Consider the following 17,872-nt stretch of genomic DNA (forward strand, 5'->3'; position numbering starts at 1 on the left):
GGTGACCGTCGAGCACATGGCCGGGATCTCGATGCATCACCCGCAGATGGCAGCCGTCGGCCGGCACTACGGCTGCCAGATCGTGTCGTGTGCGCAGAACCATTCTTTACCGCGTCTCGGCGAAGCCACCCGCACCTGCGACAGCTGAGATCCCTGGGCCAAGAGTCCCGACAGCTTCGAACCCGATAATCGACTTGCCCAATGAATCGGCTGGACATCGCCGTGTGTCCACCCGTGGGGGCCCGTAGGGACCTCGTCTCGTGGCCGGCAGCCGGCGTGCTTGCGGATAAGCATGCCTCTCTGCTCCAGAGCGGCCGTCGCGGCCGCGTCGAAAGCGCTGTCGGTGCCGTTGTCTCCCACCGCTCCGGACAGCCGCTTCTACTTCTCCACCGCGCGTTCCGGCGTCGTCACGTCGGCGGTCACCGTCTCGGGCACCGCGGGCAGCAACCCTCGATCACAGGCCCGGCCCAGCCCCTCGTGAAGGCGTCCCAGGTGCGCCCCCAGGGAAGCGGCCTGGGACAGGCTGAGGTCGACACCTCCGAGGTGAGTGCCCGCCGCCCACGGGAACAGGCACCAAACACCGCCGCCGACCTCGGCCACCAATGCCAGGGAGTCGGTGTGCAAAGGCAATTCACGTGGATCACGACCACACCCGCCCTGCACGCTCGGTACCGTCTGGAATGGCGGTTTCGGGCCCAGCCCGAACGCGGCACAGATCAAGGGGAGTTCAGGTGATTGACGTGCGGCCCAGCCAGGAGATGCGCGACCTCGGCGTCGTCCAACACGGCGCCGGCATCCTCACCGAACCGGCCCGCGCCTTCGACCTGCCCGCCGAGCGCGGCGAGGCCGAGCGCATCACCGACGAGCTGTTCGCCGCAATGGAGCGAATCGGCCAGGTCCACCCCTTCGCCAAGGGCGTGGGTATCGCCGCCCCGCAGATTGGCATCGCGCGAACCGCCGCCGTTGTCCAACCGCCCGACGACGCCCCCGCCATCATCCTGCTCAACCCGCGGATCACTACCCACTCCGACGAGATGGACGAACAGTACGAGGGCTGCCTGAGCTTCTTCGACGTCCGTGGCCTGGTCCCCCGCCCCCTGACGATCGCTGTCGAGACCACTGCCCTGACCGGCGAGACCGCGACCACTGTGTACGAACGCGGCCTCGCCCGCCTCATCCACCACGAGATCGACCACCTCGAAGGCTTCCTCTACACCGCCCGCATGCGCACCGGAGTGGAGCCGATCCCCGTGAGGGAGTACCGGCAGACCGGACGGGCTTGGGCGTACGAGTAGGCCCGAAATCAGCGACCTCGACGCCCGCCGGTGGTGCCGCCTCAGCAGAGTCACTCGCGGCCCATGAGTTGAGCGAGAAGCGCCACCACCGCCGTGGCTCCCACCAGGGCCGCCCCGACTTCGTTGGCTGATCGAGACGGCGTGGTGGCCTGCTTCGATCAAGACGACATCGGGCACGACGAGCTCGAAGAGGCATTGTCGGAGGCGTCTGCTGAGCAGCCGGTCGTTGTCGTGATGGACGACGCACAGTTCTTGGACGAGTGCGATGCCAGGCGAGTGCTGCGGAACCTGCTGAAGCACGGCTTCGACGAGGGTGTGGCGCTGGTCCTGGCAGGCGATGAGGACAAGCTCCGACCGCACTACCCCTGGTTGGACGGGGCGAAGAGAGCCCACCGCGGCCTCCTTCTGTCCCCCCAGCAGCGGCATGCCGGTGATTGGATCGGCATCAAGACGGGAGACTCCGTTGTCGGCAGCCCGATCACTCCTGGCCGGGGATGACTGCACCTTGGGGACGGCAATCTCATGGCAGTGACCGTGCCGTGTTGAGGGTTGCCCCCTGATCCGACGGCGCCCCTCCGCGTAGCCCGCAGAGGCGGCAGGAGATCGCGTGGAACGGATTCAGCGCACATGAGGCCGGGAAACCTCGCGAACTCTATCCGACGGATATGCCGTGCACGGTTGATGTGGCAGCCCAGGAACAGCCCGAGCCGGGGCCGGGCAGGCTGACCATCCGGATCCGGCTCCGGGGCGAGACGGTCATCTGGTCCGACCTGATGTACCCGGGCTTCGACGGGAGGGTCATCGAGGAGGTTCACTTTCGCCTGGAGCAGTACCTGGGCGAGGTCGAGCGCGCATACGCGGCGTCGAAGGATCAGCTGGTGATCCCGACCAACGAACCTGGGTGAGTGTCTAACCGTGCGACAACACCGACGGACAACGACGGACAAGCACAGGCGTCCGCAGATTATCTCAGCAGGTCAGGGGCACGACGGTCCATGGCTGCACCGCCACCCACGTTGCTTCGGGACGAAGAGGTCGTGGGTTCAAATCCCGCCACCCCGAAGCCGGCCAGGGTCAACAGCCTGATCGTGGTCGTCCCTCTGCCGCGCTCGGGGATCAAACGAAGTTGACCAGGCCACCGCGTCACCCTCTCCTGGTCTTCCGCGTCCTCCCCTTCCTGATCTTCGGTGAAGGAAATGTGTACATAGCTGGCCGATTTGGCGCACCCGTGATCCACTTGGCCAAAAATCGACTGCAGTTGGCTCGCCCGACACTGAATGATGTGCCTCGTTCAACATCAACTTCCGTGAGGCGAGGTCACAAGTGAAGACACGGGGTAAGAGAATGGCGTCTGTCGCCGCCGCGGCGACGGTGCTGGCCACAGGTCTGGCCCTCGCGGGACCGGTGAGTTCCGCGAGCGCCGCGCCGGACATCTACTTCATCACCTACACGTACACAGATGGCTCGGGTCGCGTGGAGGTCTTCAACAACGGCAGCTTCGCCGGGCACGGCTCCTGGGCGGCCAACCCGGGCTCCTTGGGGTCCTCGACCGGGGACACCCTGATCGCCTACGACGGGCTGGCGGACGGTTACGGCATCGAAGCGACGCTGAACGACGGCCGAAAGGCCACGACGCGCGGGCACTCGTCGCCGTACACGGACACGACGACGGGCAACCTCGACGAGGGCGCCACGCGCACCCTGAAGGTCTGCCTCGTCAAGGGCACGTTCAGCAAATGCAAGACCGGCGTCGGCGTCCACGCCTGACACGTGCCCCCGTCCGGCCGCGGCCCGGGGCCATTTGCGTGAGCGGTGCGTGAGCGGACGGGGGCGGCTTCCGACGGGGCGGCTTCCGCAGGGCACGGTGGGGATACCGGAGACGGGTGGGATGTACCGCGTGGCGATCGCCGACGCGCCGCTGGGACCAGGAGCGGTCCCTGTTTGCGGCCTCAAGGGCGCAACCACTGCGGCGGCATCGACCTGCGACGCCCTCGTCAGTCGGCCCGCAAGTCGGTCCCGACGCAGATCAGGGCCGCGCAGCGCTGCTGCTGAGCGGCCCTGTCACTTGTGCTCCCAGCACCATCAACTGAAGGTCGACGCCCACTGTTCATGCGAGCCAGTTGGAGCGGGGGGCCGGCAGGTCGGGCGGGGTTGATGTGTTGGCCCGGGGCGCCGCCAGGTGTGCACGGCACCCGGCGGGCACACGCCACCTCAACTCGCGGTCGCCTGGTTCTCCGATTCGGCGGCGTGGCGGTATTCGGCGTTGATGCGCTGTGCCTCTTCGAGCTGGTCTTCCAGGATGACGATGCGGCAGGCGGCTTCGATGGGGGTGCCCTGGTCGACGAGTTCCCGGGCGCGGGCCGCGATGCGCAGCTGGTAGCGGGAGTAACGGCGGTGGCCGCCCTCGGAGCGGAGCGGGGTGATGAGGCGGGCTTCGCCGATGGCGCGGAGGAAGCCCTGGGTGGTGCCGAGCATGTCGGCTGCCCGGCCCATGGTGTAGGCGGGGTAGTCGTCGTCGTCGAGACGGCCGAACGAGTCGTCTGCTGTCATTTGCACCTCTCTGTGGAACGCGTGGAGGGGCCCGGGTGCCGTATGGCACCCGGGCCCCGAAGGAACTGCTACACCATCTGCCGGCCTTGATACTGCGCCGGCGTTCTGTTTCCGCTGGCCCGGCCTGGAAGGCGTCGGGGTTGCGGGGATCGCGGTTGCTTGACCGGAGACCACCTCACTATCGATGTCCTGCGGTACCCGGGCTCAAGGCTTCCGCCCGGGCGATCCTGATGGCGCCTGGTCCTCCGTTTCTTCCCTCTGGGATCAATCACTTGCCTGCTGCTGGTACTGCTTTCCTTGGTACTGCTGGTGATGCGAACTGCTCGGTGGCCTGCGACAGCGCCACTCTTCGGCAGCCAGCCCCGTCGCCCGTCCTGCGTCTGCTCTGGCTTGGAACCCCACTGCCGAACTTCCCGGTACGCGCGCCCGCAGCCGACGCCTTCACCGAGGTACTGCTCACTGGCTCGCTGCTGGGTACTGCACTTGCCGAACTGCTACTGCGTGCACTGCGGTCCTGCTCACGGCAGCCCCTGATCGCTGCGGGCCGCCCGGTCCGGTCGTCAGTCCCGTCGCCGTCGTGCAACAACCCTGGCTTCGAAACTCCACCACCGCACCGTCCTGCGGTTACTCCTGCCCGGCAGTTCGTCTCTGCCGGGCCCTGCCGTCTCTCTGGGCTACGAGAGAAACCATAGCCACGCCGCCACCCAATGTCTACTACGGTCGACATAGATTTCCGTGAGTCAGGTCGAGAGATAGTCGGCCTTGGCCACCGAACGGGTGCGCGGTGGTCCCACCCCAGCCAGCCCGCCCAGCCAGCCGGCCCGCCCACGCTGAACAGGGAAACCAGCACCGCATCGCGATGTCGAGCACCCCCGGCGGCCGGACTTCCTGCCCGGGGCGACAGGTCGTCCGTTCTGCGTCCCAGCGGTACGCGGACTCAGGACTCAGGACTCAGGACTCAGGCTCAGGACTCGTCAGCGTCTACCTGACCGTTCAGATCGAACAGGAGCCACTCCAGCCAGTCGGCTGTGACTCCGAGCGCTCCCGCCCAGCCGTGCATGGTGCTCACGTAGGTGGCGTACCTCGTTGGCCAATGGCGAGTGCCCGCCGCCTCCCAGCTGGACCACCCGAGGGCGTTCAGAGAATGGAATACCCGGTCGTCGAGGATCAGGGCCCGGTCTGACTCGGTGCCCCGGTCGTCCACGGCCGCGAACCATTTGGTGAAGAAGGAGCGGCGGACACCGTTGAGGGCGAACTGGCTGTAGGCCGCGCTCAAGTCCCCGCTCCGCACCGATGCGCACGTGGTCCGCAGGACACTCCGTATGCGGACGTCCGACAGGGCCGCATCCGTGCGCCACGGACCGCGTCCGTCGGTCGTGCCCGAGCCCCAGACCATGACGGCTACGAACAGATCGCGCAGTCCGTCGGGGTCGTCGCCGGCGCGCTCCCGTATCGCCGCCAGGTCGTCCCGGCTGATCAGGCGGTCTCCGCTCGGCCCGCTCACGCATTCCTTACCGGCGTCGAGGACGTGCCCGGCTCCGTGCGGCTCCAGCCATGGACGCCAGGTTTCGGGGCGGAATCGCACCGGGCCCTGTCCGCGCCCGGCATGGATGCCGACGATTCTTCGCAACTGTTCCAACGATGACCCCTCACATGGCGGCGGTGTCCCAGCGTGCCGGTGCCCCGGCGTGCCGGTGTGCCGCAGCCTATGAGGTGCCGTGGCCCGAGTAGCCGGCCTTTCCTCAGTTCGGAACCGCGGAACGTTCCGGGCGCTTCCCTCCGCCCCGGAGGAGGGCTGACGTCCCGCCGAACTCGGCGAATTCACCTCGCGTACGCGCAGGTCGGGACGGAGTGGAGGTCAACCGCGGCAAGGGCATGGGCGCCCGACCGGTTGCCGACTAGAGTCGCCTCATCACTGCTGGTTATGGGGCCAGGGCTGGGTGCACGCACGCCGAGTCCCTGGTGGGGAGGGCCTGTAGAGCATGAACCGTCGCTCCAATGGGTTGGTCGGTGTCTGGGCGGAAGCGCAGCGCCAACAGCAACGTCAACGTGAGGCGCAAGCCAGATACCAACGGGATCAGGAGAGGCAGCAACGCGCCTACCAACGAGAGCTCGCGCGCAGCCACCGCGAGCAAAAGGTGGCTTACCGGGAGCAGCGCGAGGCAGAGGCCCGGCGGCGCACGGAGGAAATCGACGCGCGGGTCGAGTCGTTGCAGGGGCTGTTGGCGGCGGGGTGCCGGGCTCCGGCGTTCAGGGCCGACGCGCTGAGCCGGGCGGAGCGCGTCGAGGCGTTCTCCCCGGGGCAGCTCGCCCACCCCATCCGTATGCCGGACCCGAACCAGTACCAGCCGCAGGGCGGTTGGACCGCCGCGCGGCGGGCTCAGGCGCAGGCGGAGGCCCGGTCCGGGTTCGAGCGCGACTGGCAGGCCGCGCAGGCTGCGGAAGTGCAGCGTCAACAGCATTTGGCCTCCTACCAGTTGCAGTACCAGCAGTGGGCCGACACCCAGCTGGGCGAGATCCGTCGGCACAACGCCGGCATCGCGGAGATGACGACGGGGCTTCGCAACGGTGAGCCCGAGGCCGCAGTGGAGTATTTCTCCGCCGCCCTCTACGCCTCGACCGGCTGGCCGGAGGACCTGCCGCGCCAGGTGTCCGCGGCGTACGACTCCGGCGCACGCCAGTTGGTACTGAACTGGGAGCTGCCCAGGTACGACATCGTCCCGGAGGCGAAGTCGGTGCGCTACATGATCAACGCCGACCAGGAGAAGGAGTCGCCCCGACCGGTCACGCAGCGCCGCGCCCTGTACCGGGACGTACTCGCGCAGTGTCTCTTGCTGGTTCTGCGTGATCTTTTCGCGGCCGATGAGTTCGGCGCGCTGGAATCGGTCGCGTTGAACGGGTTCGTGGACGATCACGACCCGACGACCGGCAGACGGGCGCCCATGTTCCTCGGCACGGTCATGGCGTCGCGGTCGGCTTTCGCCGAACTGCATCTGGAACAGGTGAACGCGGTCAACTGCCTGGTGGACGGACTCCGGGGGCAGCTGTCGTCGCGCCCCGACCAGTACGCGCCCGTGCGGCCCGGCCGGGTTCCCGAGGACGTCGGCAACGGTGTCGTCACCCATGGGGGCGACGAGGAGCCGGATCTGTACGCGATGGATCCCCTCGCCTTCGAAGCGCTGGTCGCCGATCTCTTCCGGACCATGGGCATGCAGGCCGTGACCACACAGCGCTCGAACGACGGTGGTGTGGACGTCGATGCGCTGGACCCGACCCCGATTCGCGGCGGCAAGATCGTCGTCCAGGTCAAGCGCTACCGCAACACCGTGCCCCCGACAGCCGTCCGCGACCTGTACGGCACCGTCCAGGACGCCGGCGCCAACAAGGGTGTACTGGTCACGACGTCCGGATTCGGACCCGGCTCGCACACCTTCGCCAACGGCAAGCCCTTGGAACTGGTGGCGGGCTCGGAGCTGGTCGACCTGCTGCACCGCCACGGGCTGCGCGGGCGACTGGGCGACGGCGAACGCTCTGTGCCTGCACAGCGGCCGGCGCCTAACAACGAGACCGGCGCGGACGACCACAACGTGCTGGGCATGTACTGGTCGGGCAACGTCACCCTGGATGTGTGCGCGCTCGTCTGCCAGGGCAACCGGGTTCTGGACGACGACCACTTCGTCTTCTTCAACAACCCCCGGACACCCGACGGCACGGTCCGCACACTCGTCCCTGTCGCGCCGGACAGAGCCGCCATCCAGGTCTCCTTCGACGCCCTGCCGGCGCGCGCCGACCGCCTCGTCGTCATCGCCGCGGTCGATCCCGTCGCCAACCCCGCGGCCGACCTGTCCGGGTTCGCCGACGCAGGTATTCGGCTGCTGGACTCCGGGCGAACCCCACTGGACCAGTTGGAGGTCTCCGACGGGCGCACCGGCGAGACCGCCCTCGTACTGGGGTCCTTCCGCCGCCGCGCGAACGGCGACTGGGAGTTCGTCACCGGAGGCAAGGGATACCGAGGCGGCCTGGAGGAACTGATCCAGGAGTACGGCATCGACGTGGACCAGCACCCCTGACGCCGTGCGACCTTCGAGCGGGGCGCCGCCGATCCTGCACGTCTGTCCCGCCTGTCACGCACCCCGCTCACACGGTGGGCTCCGGGGCGATCTCATTGATCAGGCCCTCGACCAGTGCCTTGATCTCGTCGCGGATGGGGCGGACGGCTGCCACGCCCTGGCCGGCCGGGTCGTCCAGCTTCCAGTCGAGGTAGCGCTTGCCGGGGAAGACGGGGCAGGTGTCGCCGCAGCCCATCGTGACGCACACATCGGACTCGCGGACCGCGTCGACGGTGAGGATCTTCGGGGCCTCTGCGGAGATGTCGATGCCGGCCTCGGCCATCGCCTCGACGGCGGCGGGGTTGACGGCGTCGCCGGGGTCCGAGCCGGCGGAGCGGACCTCGATACGGTCCCCGGCCAGGTGGGTCAGCCAGGCGGCGGCCATCTGGGAGCGGCCCGCGTTGTGCACACAGACGAACAGGACGGACGGCTTGTCAGAGGGGCTGACGGACGGCTTGTCGGAGGGCATACCGGAAGGCTTGTCGGACGGCTTGTCGGAGGGCATACCGGAAGGCTTGTCGGAGGACTCGGCCATGATGATCGCTCTCTTTCGTCGCCCGGCAGCATCAGTCATCAATGACTTCAGTCCACGCTGGCATCAGTAGGCAATGATGTGAGAATATCAGTGCATGCTGACTTCAGTCGATCCTGATCTGATCCGGGCGCTGGGCGATCCGCTCCGCCTCCGGATCGTGACCCTGCTGGCGCGCGAGACGCTCTGTACGACGCACCTGGTCGAGGAGACCGGGGCGAAGCAGACCAACCTGTCCAACCACCTGAAGATCCTGCGCGAGGCAGGTGTGGTGGATACGGAGCCGTGCGGCCGCTTCACCTACTACAAGCTGCGCCCCGAGGTCCTCGCCGGCCTCTCGGCGCAGTTCGCGGCGCTGGCCGAGTCCGCCCGTACCGCGGTCGAGAACAAGCGGGCCTGCCCGTGACCACCGAGCCCACGAACACGGCCACCACCGCCACCACCACCGCCACCGATCAGGACGGGGGAGGCAACGGGAACGGGAACGGCAACGGCAACGGCAACGGGGACGACTCGATCGTCAGGAAGCTCTCCACCCTCGACCGCTACCTCGCGGTGTGGATCCTGCTCGCCATGGCCGTCGGCCTGGGGCTGGGGCGGATGGTCCCCGGGATGAACGACGCGTTGGCGAAGATCGAGGTCGGCGGGATCTCCCTGCCGATCGCGCTCGGCCTGCTCGTCATGATGTATCCGGTGCTGGCCAAGGTCCGCTACGACAAGCTCGACAGCGTCACCGGCGACCGCAAGCTGATGGTGTCGTCGCTGGTCATCAACTGGCTCGTCGGGCCCGCTGTCATGTTCGCCCTGGCGTGGATCTTCCTGCCGGACCTGCCCGAGTACCGCACCGGCCTGATCATCGTCGGCCTCGCCCGCTGCATCGCCATGGTGATCATCTGGAACGACCTCGCCTGCGGCGACCGCGAAGCCGCCGCCGTGCTCGTCGCCCTGAACTCGGTCTTCCAGGTCCTGGTCTTCGGCGTGCTGGGCTGGTTCTACCTCGACCTGCTGCCCCGTTGGCTCGGCCTGGGGGACGGACAGGGCCTCGACGTCCCCGTGTGGCACATCGCCCTCAACGTCATCGTCTTCCTCGGCGTCCCGCTGCTCGCCGGCTTCCTCACCCGCCGCATCGGCGAGAAGAGGATGGGCCGCGACACCTACGAGGCGAAGTTCCTGCCGAGGATCGGGCCGTGGGCGCTGTACGGGCTGCTGTTCACCATCGTCATCCTCTTCGCCCTGCAAGGGAAGACGATCACCTCGCAGCCGCTGGACGTCGTACGGATCGCCCTGCCGCTGCTGGTGTACTTCGCGATCATGTTCTTCGGCTCCTTCCTGCTCGGCAAGGCCCTCGGGCTCGCCTACGACCGCACGGCGACGCTGGCCTTCACGGCGGCGGGCAACAACTTCGAACTGGCCATCGCCGTCGCCATCGCCACCTTCGGCGTCACCTCCGGCCAGGCGCTCTCCGGCGTGGTCGGCCCCCTCATCGAGGTCCCCGTCCTGATCGGGCTGGTGTACGTGGCGCTGGCCTGGCGCAAGAAGTTCGCACCGGCAGCACTCACCACCCCGGAAGGGAATTCCTGATGCACTGCCTCGACTGCCGCACCACCGGAACGGACAGCCCCGCCGTCGGTGTCTGCCAGGGCTGCGGAGCAGGCGTCTGCGCGGCCCACGCCCGCGTCGCCGCCAGGAGCGTCCGACGCGGCAGCCCGCTCGGAGCCCCCGGCGCGGCCGGGGCCCGCAGGGTGCTGTGCCCGGTGTGCGCAGCCGCCGAGGCGCCGGGCGCGGCGGCCCTGACGCCGTGACGACGCGGACGGACGTGGTGGTGATCGGCGGCGGCCAGGCGGGGCTCGCGGCCGGGTACCACCTGCGCCGCAAGAAGCTGGACTTCGTGATCCTGGACGCGCAGGGCACACCCGGCGGGGCGTGGCAGCACACCTGGGACTCGCTGCACCTGTTCTCCCCCGCCGCTTTCTCCTCGCTGCCCGGCCGGCCCATGCCCGCCCGGCCGGGCCCGGAGTACCCGGGGGCCGGGCACGTCGTGGAGTACCTGAGCGACTACGAGCAGCGCTACGACCTGCCCGTTCACCGACCGGTCCGGGTCCGGCGGGTACGCCGGGACGGCGATCGGCTGCGAGTGGAGACGGACACGGGCGTCTGGTCCGCGCGGGCCGTCGTCTCGGCGACCGGCACCTGGTGGCGGCCCTTCCTGCCCGCCGTCCCCGGCCGGAACGCTTTCGCCGGCCGCCAACTGCACACCACCGGCTACCGGAGACCGGCCGACTTCGCCGGGCAGCGGGTCGTCGTGGTCGGCGGCGGGAACTCCGGAGCGCAGATCGCCGCCGACCTCACCACTCACGACGACATCGACCTGACCTGGGCCACCCAGCGCCCGCCACGCTTCCTCGCCGACGACATCGACGGCCGGGCGCTCTTCGACGCCGCGACCGCCCGGCGCCGCGCCCTGGACGAAGGGCGCACCGATACCGGCGGGGTCGCCTCCCTGGGCGACATCGTCGCCGTCCCGCCCGTCCGTGAAGCACGGGATGCGGGACTGCTCAAGGCGTCCCCGATGTTCACCCGGCTCACCGCCGAGGGCATCGAGTGGGCGGACGGCACACGGGCCGGAGCCGACGCCGTCATCTGGTGCACCGGCTTCCGGCCGGCCCTGTCCCACCTCGCCCCGCTGGGCCCGGGGGCCGCGCGGCCACGTCCCGACGCACGGCACGCGGGCGGTCGAGGAGCCTCGCCTGCACCTGCTCGGCTACGGAGACTGGACCGGCCCCGCCTCCGCCACCCTCATCGGCGTGGGGCGCCCGGCCCGCGACGCCGCCGGCGAGATCGCCGAACTCCTCGGCCGCTGAGGTCGGTTGATCCGACGCCTCCGGCCGCCGGGACCAGGGGGCAAGGGCCGCCCCGCAGGCGCGGCCCGGGAATCAGCCGCGCAGGTCGAGCATCGCGGACATGGCCGCCACGACGGGCGGGGCGACCTTGTAGTAGACCCAGGTCCCCCGCCGCTCCGAGGTCAGCAGCCCCGCCTCGCGCAGCTTCTTCAGGTGGTGGGACACGGTCGGCTGGGAGACCCCGACGTCGGAGATGTCGCACACGCACGCCTCGCCGCCGGGATGTGAGGCGACCTTGGAGAACAGGCGCAGCCGCACCGGGTCGGACAGCGCCTTGAACATCACGGCCATCTTCTCCGCGTCAACCTGCGACAGTTCCCCCGCGGTGATCGGCGGGCAGCACGGCACCACGGCGCCCGCGTCCAGGACCGGCAGCTCGCCGCCCGCGTCCAGGACCGACGGCTCGACAAACTCCAACTTCGACATACGTCTATGTTGACACTCATCGATACCGAGTGGCAAGCTCCTTATATAGACAGCAATCGAAACAGCGGCCGGGAGCGGTCGCCGATCCCGGAGGACATCACCGCCATGACCACCCCTGCAGACCTTCCGGTCGTCGTCATCGGCGCCGGCCCCGTCGGGCTGGCGGCCGCCGCCCATCTGGTCGGGCGCGGCATCGAACCACTGGTCCTGGAAGCCGGACCCACGGCCGCGACCTCGGTGCGCGGCTGGGCGCACGTGCGGCTGTTCTCCACCTGGGGCGAACTGACCGACCCCGCCGCCGAGAAGCTCCTGGCGCCGACCGGCTGGGCCAGGCCCGACGCGGACACCTACCCCACGGGCGGCGACTGGGCCGCGCAGTACCTCCAGCCCCTCGCCGATGTCCTCGGGGACAAGGTCCGCCACGGCGCCGCCGTCACCGGTGTCTCCCGCCTCGGCCGCGACCGGGTCGTCGACGCGGACCGGGAACAGCAGCCCTTCACCCTCCGCGTCGTCCTCGCCGACGGCACCGAGGAGCGGGTGCTGGGCCGGGCCGTGATCGACGCGTCCGGGACCTGGTCCACCCCCGGCCCGATCGGCGCCGACGGACTGCCCGCCCTGGGCGAGCACGCCGCGTCGGCCCGGATCTCCTACCGCGTCCCCGACCTCAAGGACCCGGCCGTCCGCGCCCGTTACGCAGGGAAGCGCACCGCGGTGATCGGCTCCGGGGCCTCCGCCTTCACCGCGCTGGCCGCCCTCGCCGACGTGGCGAGGGACGAGCCCGGTACGCACTCGGTGTGGATCCTGCGCCGCGGCATCAGCGGCTCCACCTTCGGGGGCGGAAGCGCCGACCAGCTGCCCGCCCGCGGTGCCCTGGGCCTGGCGGCCAAGGCCGCCGTCGACAACGGATACGCCGAAGCCGTCACCGGATTCCGTACCGAGGTCATCGAGCCCGCCGACGACGGCCGTCCGGTCCTGGTCGGGGAGGACGGGCGGCGCCTCGACCCGGTGGACGAAGTCATCGTCCTGACGGGCCTGCGCCCCGACCTCTCCTTCCTGTCCGAACTCCGCCTCGCCCTGGACGAACGCCTCCAGGCACCGGTGGAGCTCGCCCCGCTCATCGACCCGAACCAGCACTCCTGCGGCACCGTCTACCCCCACGGCCACCGCGAACTGTCCCACCCCGAACAGGGCGTCTACCTCGTCGGCATGAAGTCCTACGGCCGCGCCCCGACGTTCCTCGCCATGACCGGCTACGAACAGGTCCGCTCCGTCACCGCCGCGATCGCGGGCGACACCGAAGCCGCCGACCGCGTCGAACTCGCCCTCCCCGAAACCGGAGTCTGCGGCGGCGCCGGACTCTTCGACGACCCGGCGGCCGGTCAGGCCGACGAAGGCGGCTGCTGCGCTCCGGCCCCCGCACTCGTACAGGTCGGCGCCGGCCTCTCCCTGCCGGTGGCGGTCGCCGAGGACACCGCGTCCGGCGGGTGCTGAGGTGCGCCGGCCCGGTCGAGCGCGGTAGCCGCTGACCCATGACCGACCTCGACGCGAGCGGGGCCGCGACCGGAACGGGGCACCGGTCGCGGCCCCGCGCCGCGCTCCCCGCCCTGTGCGCCACGCAGATCACCAGCTGGGGCGTCGTCTACTACGCCTTCCCCGTACTGAACCCCGCCATCACCGCCGACACCGGCTGGTCCACCGGCGCGACGACAGCCGCGTTCTCCGCGGGCCTGCTCGTCTCCGCCCTCGCCGGGATCCGGGTGGGCCGGATCATCGACCACCGCGGTCCGCGCACCGTCATGACCGCCGGCTCCGTCCTCGGCGCGGCAAGCCTCCTCATCATCGCCACCGCACCCGGCCTGCCGGTCTTCTTCGCCGGCTGGGCGCTGGCGGGACTCGCGATGGCGGCCACCTTCTACCAGCCCGCCTTCGCCGCGCTCACCCGCTGGTGGGCCCCCGACCACGTCCGCGCCCTCACCGTCGTCACCCTCGCCGGCGGGCTCGCCTCCACCGTCTTCGCACCCCTGACCGCCCTGCTCGCCGACCATCTGACCTGGCGCGCCACGTACGCCCTCCTCGCCCTCGTCCTCGCCGCGGTGACCGTGCCCGCCCACGCCCTGGCGCTGAAGGCGCCCTGGCCGAAGGCACCGCCCGCACCGGCCCACGCCGGCGACTCCGCGACCGCGGTGGCGCGCAGCCGGCCCTTCTGGACGCTGGCCACCGCACTGGCTCTCTCCGCGTTCACGCTCTACGCCGTCGTCGTCGCCCTGGTCCCGCTTCTCCTGGCACGCGGATACTCAACCAACCAGGCCGTCTGGGCGCTCGGTCTGGGCGGCGCCGGACAGACCCTCGGCCGCACGCTGTACGCGGCACTCGCCCGCCGCACCGGGGTCATCGCGCGCACCACCACGCTGATCGGGCTCGGTGGCGTCACCACGGCTGCCCTCGCCTTCACGCCCGGCCCCTACGCCCTGCTGGTCGCCCTGTCGGTCGCGGCCGGGATGGTCCGCGGCAATCTGACCCTGCTCCAGGCGACCGCCATCGCCGACCGCTGGGGCACCACCCACTACGGCCGCCTGTCCGGTCTCCTCGCGGCACCCGCGACCACCGCCTCGGCACTCGCCCCCTTCGCCGGCGCGGCACTGGCCTCACCACTCGGCGGCTACCCGCTCCTCTTCGCACTGCTCGCCGCGCTTTCCGCACTCGCGGCGCTGATCGCGCTGAACACCGCAGTCAAAACCGGCCCCGCTCCGCCTCGACGACCCGGCCCCTGACCCGGCCACGGGCCGCCCGGCCGGGCGGGCGGGCCCATGGCGAAAACCCATGGGCCCGATGTCACAGCCGTGCGATAGAAAGGCCTTCCAGCCGCGGCCTCCACCGCACTAGCACGGAGGGATCGCGGCGCGAACCCCGGCACATCCCGGTGCACATCCAGTACTCGCCCGACGGCGAGCAGTGGGCCGACCTGGTCACGACCGAGGCCAACTGGTCCGGCAGCGGTTACGCCTTCTCGGCCGACATCGCCGACACGCGGGACGGCTTCTTCCGTGCGCACTTCGAGTCGACCGGGTCGTTCCGGGCGGCAACGTCACAGGCGGTGAAGGCGTAGCCGCTCACTTCAGCGGCGCCGGGTGGTCCGGTGCGGTGTCGGTGGCCGCCGGGGCGGCAGCCGCCCCGGTCCCCGCGCCCGCGCTGCGGGCCGTGGTCACGATGTTCTGGAGCGCCGCGACGTGCCCCGCCAGGGCCTGTCGGCCGGCGGGCGTCAGCGACAGCCAGGTCCGGGGGCGCTTGCCCACGTGCCCCTTGCGGACGGTCAGGTAGCCGGCGGCCTCCAGCGTCGACGCGGTCTTGCTGAGAACCGAGTCGGACACCTGGCAGCCCTCACGCACGGTGGCGAACTCCGCCTCGTCGCACGCGGAGAGAAAGGCGACCACGGCCAGCCGGGTCGGATGGTGGATGGTCTCGTCCAGGGCGGCCCGCCCCCGCCCCGGCGGGTCGCCTCTCACGCGAGTTCCCGTAGTGCCCGGTCGATCGCCGCGTTACGGGCGATGCAGACGCCCCACACCCCGAGCCCCCCTACGGCGAACGCCGTGATCCGGGTCGTGGCCTCCCCGGCCCCCGACACCCAGCAGGCCCCTCCCGCCAGGAGGCCCGCCGCGAGGACGGCGGGAAGTGCGATCCGGCCCCGGCGCAGGCGTGTGGACAAGGAGTGCGTGGTCAGGACCCCCGTTCCCCGCCGCGCGGCCCGGACGAGCGCGAACACGGCGACGAGTCCCAGGAGCGACACAAGGAGCGCCGCCGCCGTCGCCCAGCCACCCTTGCCCAGGCTCCCGGCCTGCACCGCGCTCGGCAGCACCAGCGTCGCCGCCACGGCCGGTCCGTACCACGCCGGGACCCGCCCGGACGTGAGCCGGGCCCGCTCCCTGGCCGTCTCCACGCCCTTCAGCGCGTCCTCGGCATGCGCCGCCGACCGGTCCACGCCCTCCAGAGGTGCGGACTTGTTCTCCTGCGACGGCATGAGCACACCGAATCCTTCCTGAGGACAGAGGACAGAGGGCAGAGGGCACGCGAGCAGCCCGGCGGCTGTCGGCGTGACCCATCATGGCATTGACTTTCCAGTATGGAAAGTACTTGCCACACCCGATGCCGATGCCCGGTCCCTCTCCGGCGTCAGCGCAGTTCGTCCGGGCACGGCGTCCCCGGCGGAAGGTGGTAGGGCGCGCCGAGCCGGTACACGCCCGCGCGCGGTGCCAGCAGCTCCGTCCACTCGTCGCCGTACTGGTCCTCCTCCAGCTTGATCAGGCAGCCGTTCGTGTTGACGAAGTCCTTGGGGAGGTCCTTGTCCTCACGCTTCTTGGACTCCTCGGTCTCCTGGGGCCGCTCCACGCTCCGGCCCTCCTCGTCGACCAGGGCGAGCCAGCGCGAGTACGGGATGCGGATCAGCACCCGGCCCGCCTTCTTCACATGGATGGTCAGCTCCCCGGCACCGGCCTCGTCCACCGTCGCCGGCGGATCGGCCAGCGGCACCGGGCTGTCCACGGAGTAGAGCCGCCAGTTGGAGTTGGACCAGATCGGCTTCAGGTACGGCAGCCCCTTGCTGACCAGCTCCGTCTCCTGAAGCGCGCCGCTGGAGTCGGGAGAACCCTGCGGCAGCACCACGTAGTGCACGGCCCAGCGGTCGAGCCACTGCCGGTAGTTGACCGCGTCCAGGGTGTCGTCGTAGAAGAGCGGGTTGCGCTCCATGTCGGCCTGCCGGTTCCAGCCGCGGGCCAGGTTCACCACCGGAGCCAGCGCGGACGCCTCCCGGTGGCTGCTCGGGGGGACCACCTCGACCCGGCCCCGTTCGGCACCGACCTTCTGGAGCTGGTTGACCAGCGGAGCCAGCGAACGCGCCCAGGACGCGTCCGGCGCGGTCCGGACTATGTCGTCGACGCCCTTGTAGCCGATCCAGAAGTTGAGCCCGGCGAACGCGAGGACCAGCGCGTACCACCGCCGGGAGCGGGGCTCCGCGTACGGCAGTGCGGCCAGCAGCACCACGCCGGCGAACAGCATCGCCATCCGCGAGACGTTCGAGCCGATCTGCGAGTCCACGACGTACGTCAGCAGCGTCCCGATGCCGTACACCGCGGCCGCCGTCCGTACCGTCTTCCAGTCGCGCGGCACGAGGAAGAAGACCAGGACCGCGAAGACGAACGGCAGCGACAGCGTCGCGATCGACATCGGCTGCGTACCGGAGAACGGGAACAGCCACGCCGACAGCGCCACCACCACGACCGGAGCGAGCCCCAGCGCGTACGCCCCGGGGCGGCGCTTGTTCAGGAACAGGGCGGCGGCGACCACGCCGAGGAAGAGTCCCGCCACCGGACTGCCGGCCGTCGCGAGTCCGGCGAGCGGCGCGGCCACGACCGCCTTCGCCCACCGCTTGTACCGCCAGCGGTGCGGCCAGCAGAACACCGCCGCCACCGCACCGAGCGCGAACATCATGCCGAGACCGAACGTCACCCGGCCCGACATCGCGTTGCACAGGTACGCGAAGACACCGGCCATCGAGCAGGCGATCGGATTGCGGACGGCCCGCACCCTGACCAGGATCAGCGCGGTCAGCCCCGCCGAGACCGTCCCGACGATCATCATCGTCGTACGGACACCGAGCACCGACATCAGATACGGCGACACGACGCTGTACGAGACGGGGTGCATGCCCCCGTACCAGGCCAGGTTGTACGCGGTGCCGGGGTGCCGTCCCACGAACTCGGCCCAGGCGTCCTGGGCCGCGATGTCGCCGCCGCTGTTCGCGAAGAAGAAGAACCAGAGGATGTGGGCCGCCGCGGCCACCGCGGTCGTCAGCAGGACCGGGTGACGGACGCAGCCCCGCTTGAACGCGTCGAGCCGGCCGGCACCGTCCGGTGCGGATCCTCCGCCCGAGCCCCGTACCCCGTCCTCGTCGCGCTTCGCCCGTGTCGGCTCAGCAGTGGTCACTGCGACTCTCCCCGTCCCTCCCCGGACGCGGTGAAACCGCCGACCCGCTCGCAGCGTCGGCGTCAATTGCCAGAAAACGCGTTC

At 70.3% G+C, this 17,872-nt stretch carries 20 protein-coding genes and 1 pseudogene; 13 read left to right on the plus strand and 8 right to left on the minus strand.

Features of this window, described 5'->3' with window-relative positions:
* Nucleotide 1 precedes the first annotated feature (1 nt).
* Nucleotides 2-148 (plus strand): hypothetical protein, encoded by a 147-nt coding sequence (locus tag ACIO3R_RS15210; protein WP_402105922.1) that lies wholly within the window; start codon nt 2-4, stop codon nt 146-148.
* Nucleotides 149-378: 230 nt separating this feature from the next.
* Here ACIO3R_RS15210 and ACIO3R_RS15215 read toward each other — a convergent pair whose 3' ends face one another.
* Nucleotides 379-630, minus strand: coding sequence for a hypothetical protein (locus ACIO3R_RS15215; protein ID WP_402105923.1), 252 nt, complete (start codon nt 628-630; stop codon nt 379-381).
* A 101-nt stretch (nt 631-731) separates the two neighbouring features.
* Here ACIO3R_RS15215 and ACIO3R_RS15220 point away from each other — a divergent pair, with 101 nt between their 5' ends.
* From ACIO3R_RS15220 to ACIO3R_RS15235, 4 genes are all read left to right on the plus strand, one after another.
* Nucleotides 732-1,295: a peptide deformylase gene (locus tag ACIO3R_RS15220; RefSeq protein ID WP_402105924.1), complete on the plus strand. Its 564-nt coding sequence runs from the start codon at nt 732-734 to the stop codon at nt 1,293-1,295.
* A 93-nt stretch (nt 1,296-1,388) separates the two neighbouring features.
* Nucleotides 1,389-1,793, plus strand: a complete 405-nt coding sequence (locus tag ACIO3R_RS15225) for a hypothetical protein (RefSeq protein WP_402105925.1) — start codon at nt 1,389-1,391, stop codon at nt 1,791-1,793.
* Nucleotides 1,794-1,978: 185 nt separating this feature from the next.
* Complete coding sequence (locus ACIO3R_RS15230; protein WP_402105926.1) at nt 1,979-2,200, plus strand: hypothetical protein; 222 nt, start codon at nt 1,979-1,981, stop codon at nt 2,198-2,200.
* Between the two features lie 439 nt (nt 2,201-2,639).
* Nucleotides 2,640-3,062, plus strand: a complete 423-nt coding sequence (locus ACIO3R_RS15235; protein ID WP_385038067.1) for a hypothetical protein — start codon at nt 2,640-2,642, stop codon at nt 3,060-3,062.
* Between the two features lie 444 nt (nt 3,063-3,506).
* Here the strand turns inward: ACIO3R_RS15235 and ACIO3R_RS15240 are convergent, their stop codons facing one another.
* Both ACIO3R_RS15240 and ACIO3R_RS15245 read right to left on the minus strand, forming a co-directional pair.
* Complete coding sequence (locus ACIO3R_RS15240) at nt 3,507-3,845, minus strand: MerR family transcriptional regulator (protein ID WP_385038069.1); 339 nt, start codon at nt 3,843-3,845, stop codon at nt 3,507-3,509.
* A 964-nt stretch (nt 3,846-4,809) separates the two neighbouring features.
* Nucleotides 4,810-5,430 (minus strand): hypothetical protein, encoded by a 621-nt coding sequence (locus tag ACIO3R_RS15245; RefSeq protein WP_402106056.1) that lies wholly within the window; start codon nt 5,428-5,430, stop codon nt 4,810-4,812.
* A 397-nt stretch (nt 5,431-5,827) separates the two neighbouring features.
* Here ACIO3R_RS15245 and ACIO3R_RS15250 point away from each other — a divergent pair, with 397 nt between their 5' ends.
* Entirely contained in the window at nt 5,828-7,915 is a 2,088-nt protein-coding gene (locus ACIO3R_RS15250; RefSeq protein WP_402105927.1) for a restriction endonuclease, read from the plus strand.
* A 67-nt stretch (nt 7,916-7,982) separates the two neighbouring features.
* On the opposite strand, the gene ACIO3R_RS15255 is transcribed toward ACIO3R_RS15250, so the two are convergent.
* Nucleotides 7,983-8,489 (minus strand): PT domain-containing protein, encoded by a 507-nt coding sequence (locus ACIO3R_RS15255; RefSeq protein WP_402105928.1) that lies wholly within the window; start codon nt 8,487-8,489, stop codon nt 7,983-7,985.
* 94 nt (nt 8,490-8,583) lie between these two features.
* Here ACIO3R_RS15255 and ACIO3R_RS15260 point away from each other — a divergent pair, with 94 nt between their 5' ends.
* The 4 genes and pseudogenes from ACIO3R_RS15260 (at nt 8,584) to ACIO3R_RS15275 (ending at nt 11,347) form a co-directional block, all read left to right on the plus strand.
* Complete coding sequence (locus tag ACIO3R_RS15260; protein WP_385038079.1) at nt 8,584-8,892, plus strand: ArsR/SmtB family transcription factor; 309 nt, start codon at nt 8,584-8,586, stop codon at nt 8,890-8,892.
* Complete coding sequence (gene arsB, locus ACIO3R_RS15265; RefSeq protein WP_402105929.1) at nt 8,889-10,067, plus strand: ACR3 family arsenite efflux transporter; 1,179 nt, start codon at nt 8,889-8,891, stop codon at nt 10,065-10,067. Before ACIO3R_RS15260 ends, arsB begins: the two co-directional genes overlap by 4 nt.
* On the plus strand, nt 10,067-10,288 hold the full coding sequence (locus ACIO3R_RS15270; RefSeq protein ID WP_385038084.1) for a DUF2180 family protein: 222 nt from the start codon (nt 10,067-10,069) through the stop codon (nt 10,286-10,288). The genes arsB and ACIO3R_RS15270 overlap by 1 nt, the downstream gene beginning before the upstream one ends.
* Nucleotides 10,285-11,347, plus strand: a pseudogene (locus ACIO3R_RS15275) (ArsO family NAD(P)H-dependent flavin-containing monooxygenase). Before ACIO3R_RS15270 ends, ACIO3R_RS15275 begins: the two are co-directional and overlap by 4 nt.
* Nucleotides 11,348-11,419: 72 nt before the next feature.
* Here ACIO3R_RS15275 and ACIO3R_RS15280 read toward each other — a convergent pair.
* The gene (locus ACIO3R_RS15280) at nt 11,420-11,812 is read right to left on the minus strand and encodes an ArsR/SmtB family transcription factor (protein WP_402105930.1); all 393 of its coding nucleotides are present in this window, start codon (nt 11,810-11,812) and stop codon (nt 11,420-11,422) included.
* Nucleotides 11,813-11,917: 105 nt separating this feature from the next.
* Between ACIO3R_RS15280 and ACIO3R_RS15285 the strand changes: the two genes are divergently transcribed.
* From ACIO3R_RS15285 to ACIO3R_RS15295, 3 genes are all read left to right on the plus strand, one after another.
* A complete protein-coding gene (locus ACIO3R_RS15285) occupies nt 11,918-13,303 on the plus strand; it encodes an NAD(P)-binding domain-containing protein (protein WP_402105931.1) in 1,386 nt (461 codons plus the stop codon).
* 38 nt (nt 13,304-13,341) lie between these two features.
* Nucleotides 13,342-14,583 carry an MFS transporter gene (locus ACIO3R_RS15290; protein ID WP_402105933.1) on the plus strand — a complete coding sequence of 414 codons (1,242 nt, stop codon included), beginning with the start codon at nt 13,342-13,344 and terminating at the stop codon, nt 14,581-14,583.
* Between the two features lie 149 nt (nt 14,584-14,732).
* The gene (locus tag ACIO3R_RS15295) at nt 14,733-14,918 is read left to right on the plus strand and encodes a hypothetical protein (RefSeq protein WP_402105935.1); all 186 of its coding nucleotides are present in this window, start codon (nt 14,733-14,735) and stop codon (nt 14,916-14,918) included.
* Nucleotides 14,919-14,922: 4 nt separating this feature from the next.
* Here ACIO3R_RS15295 and ACIO3R_RS15300 read toward each other — a convergent pair whose 3' ends face one another.
* The 3 genes from ACIO3R_RS15300 to ACIO3R_RS15310 form a co-directional block, all read right to left on the minus strand.
* Entirely contained in the window at nt 14,923-15,315 is a 393-nt protein-coding gene (locus ACIO3R_RS15300; protein WP_402105936.1) for a winged helix-turn-helix domain-containing protein, read from the minus strand.
* Nucleotides 15,312-15,827, minus strand: coding sequence for a hypothetical protein (locus ACIO3R_RS15305; protein ID WP_402105937.1), 516 nt, complete (start codon nt 15,825-15,827; stop codon nt 15,312-15,314). The genes ACIO3R_RS15300 and ACIO3R_RS15305 overlap by 4 nt, the downstream gene beginning before the upstream one ends.
* A 152-nt stretch (nt 15,828-15,979) precedes the next feature.
* Complete coding sequence (locus tag ACIO3R_RS15310; protein ID WP_402105938.1) at nt 15,980-17,788, minus strand: MFS transporter; 1,809 nt, start codon at nt 17,786-17,788, stop codon at nt 15,980-15,982.
* Nucleotides 17,789-17,872: the final 84 nt, after the last annotated feature.

The sequence above is a fragment of the Streptomyces sp. NPDC087428 genome (assembly GCF_044744085.1).
Classification (GTDB): Bacteria; Actinomycetota; Actinomycetes; order Streptomycetales; family Streptomycetaceae; genus Streptomyces.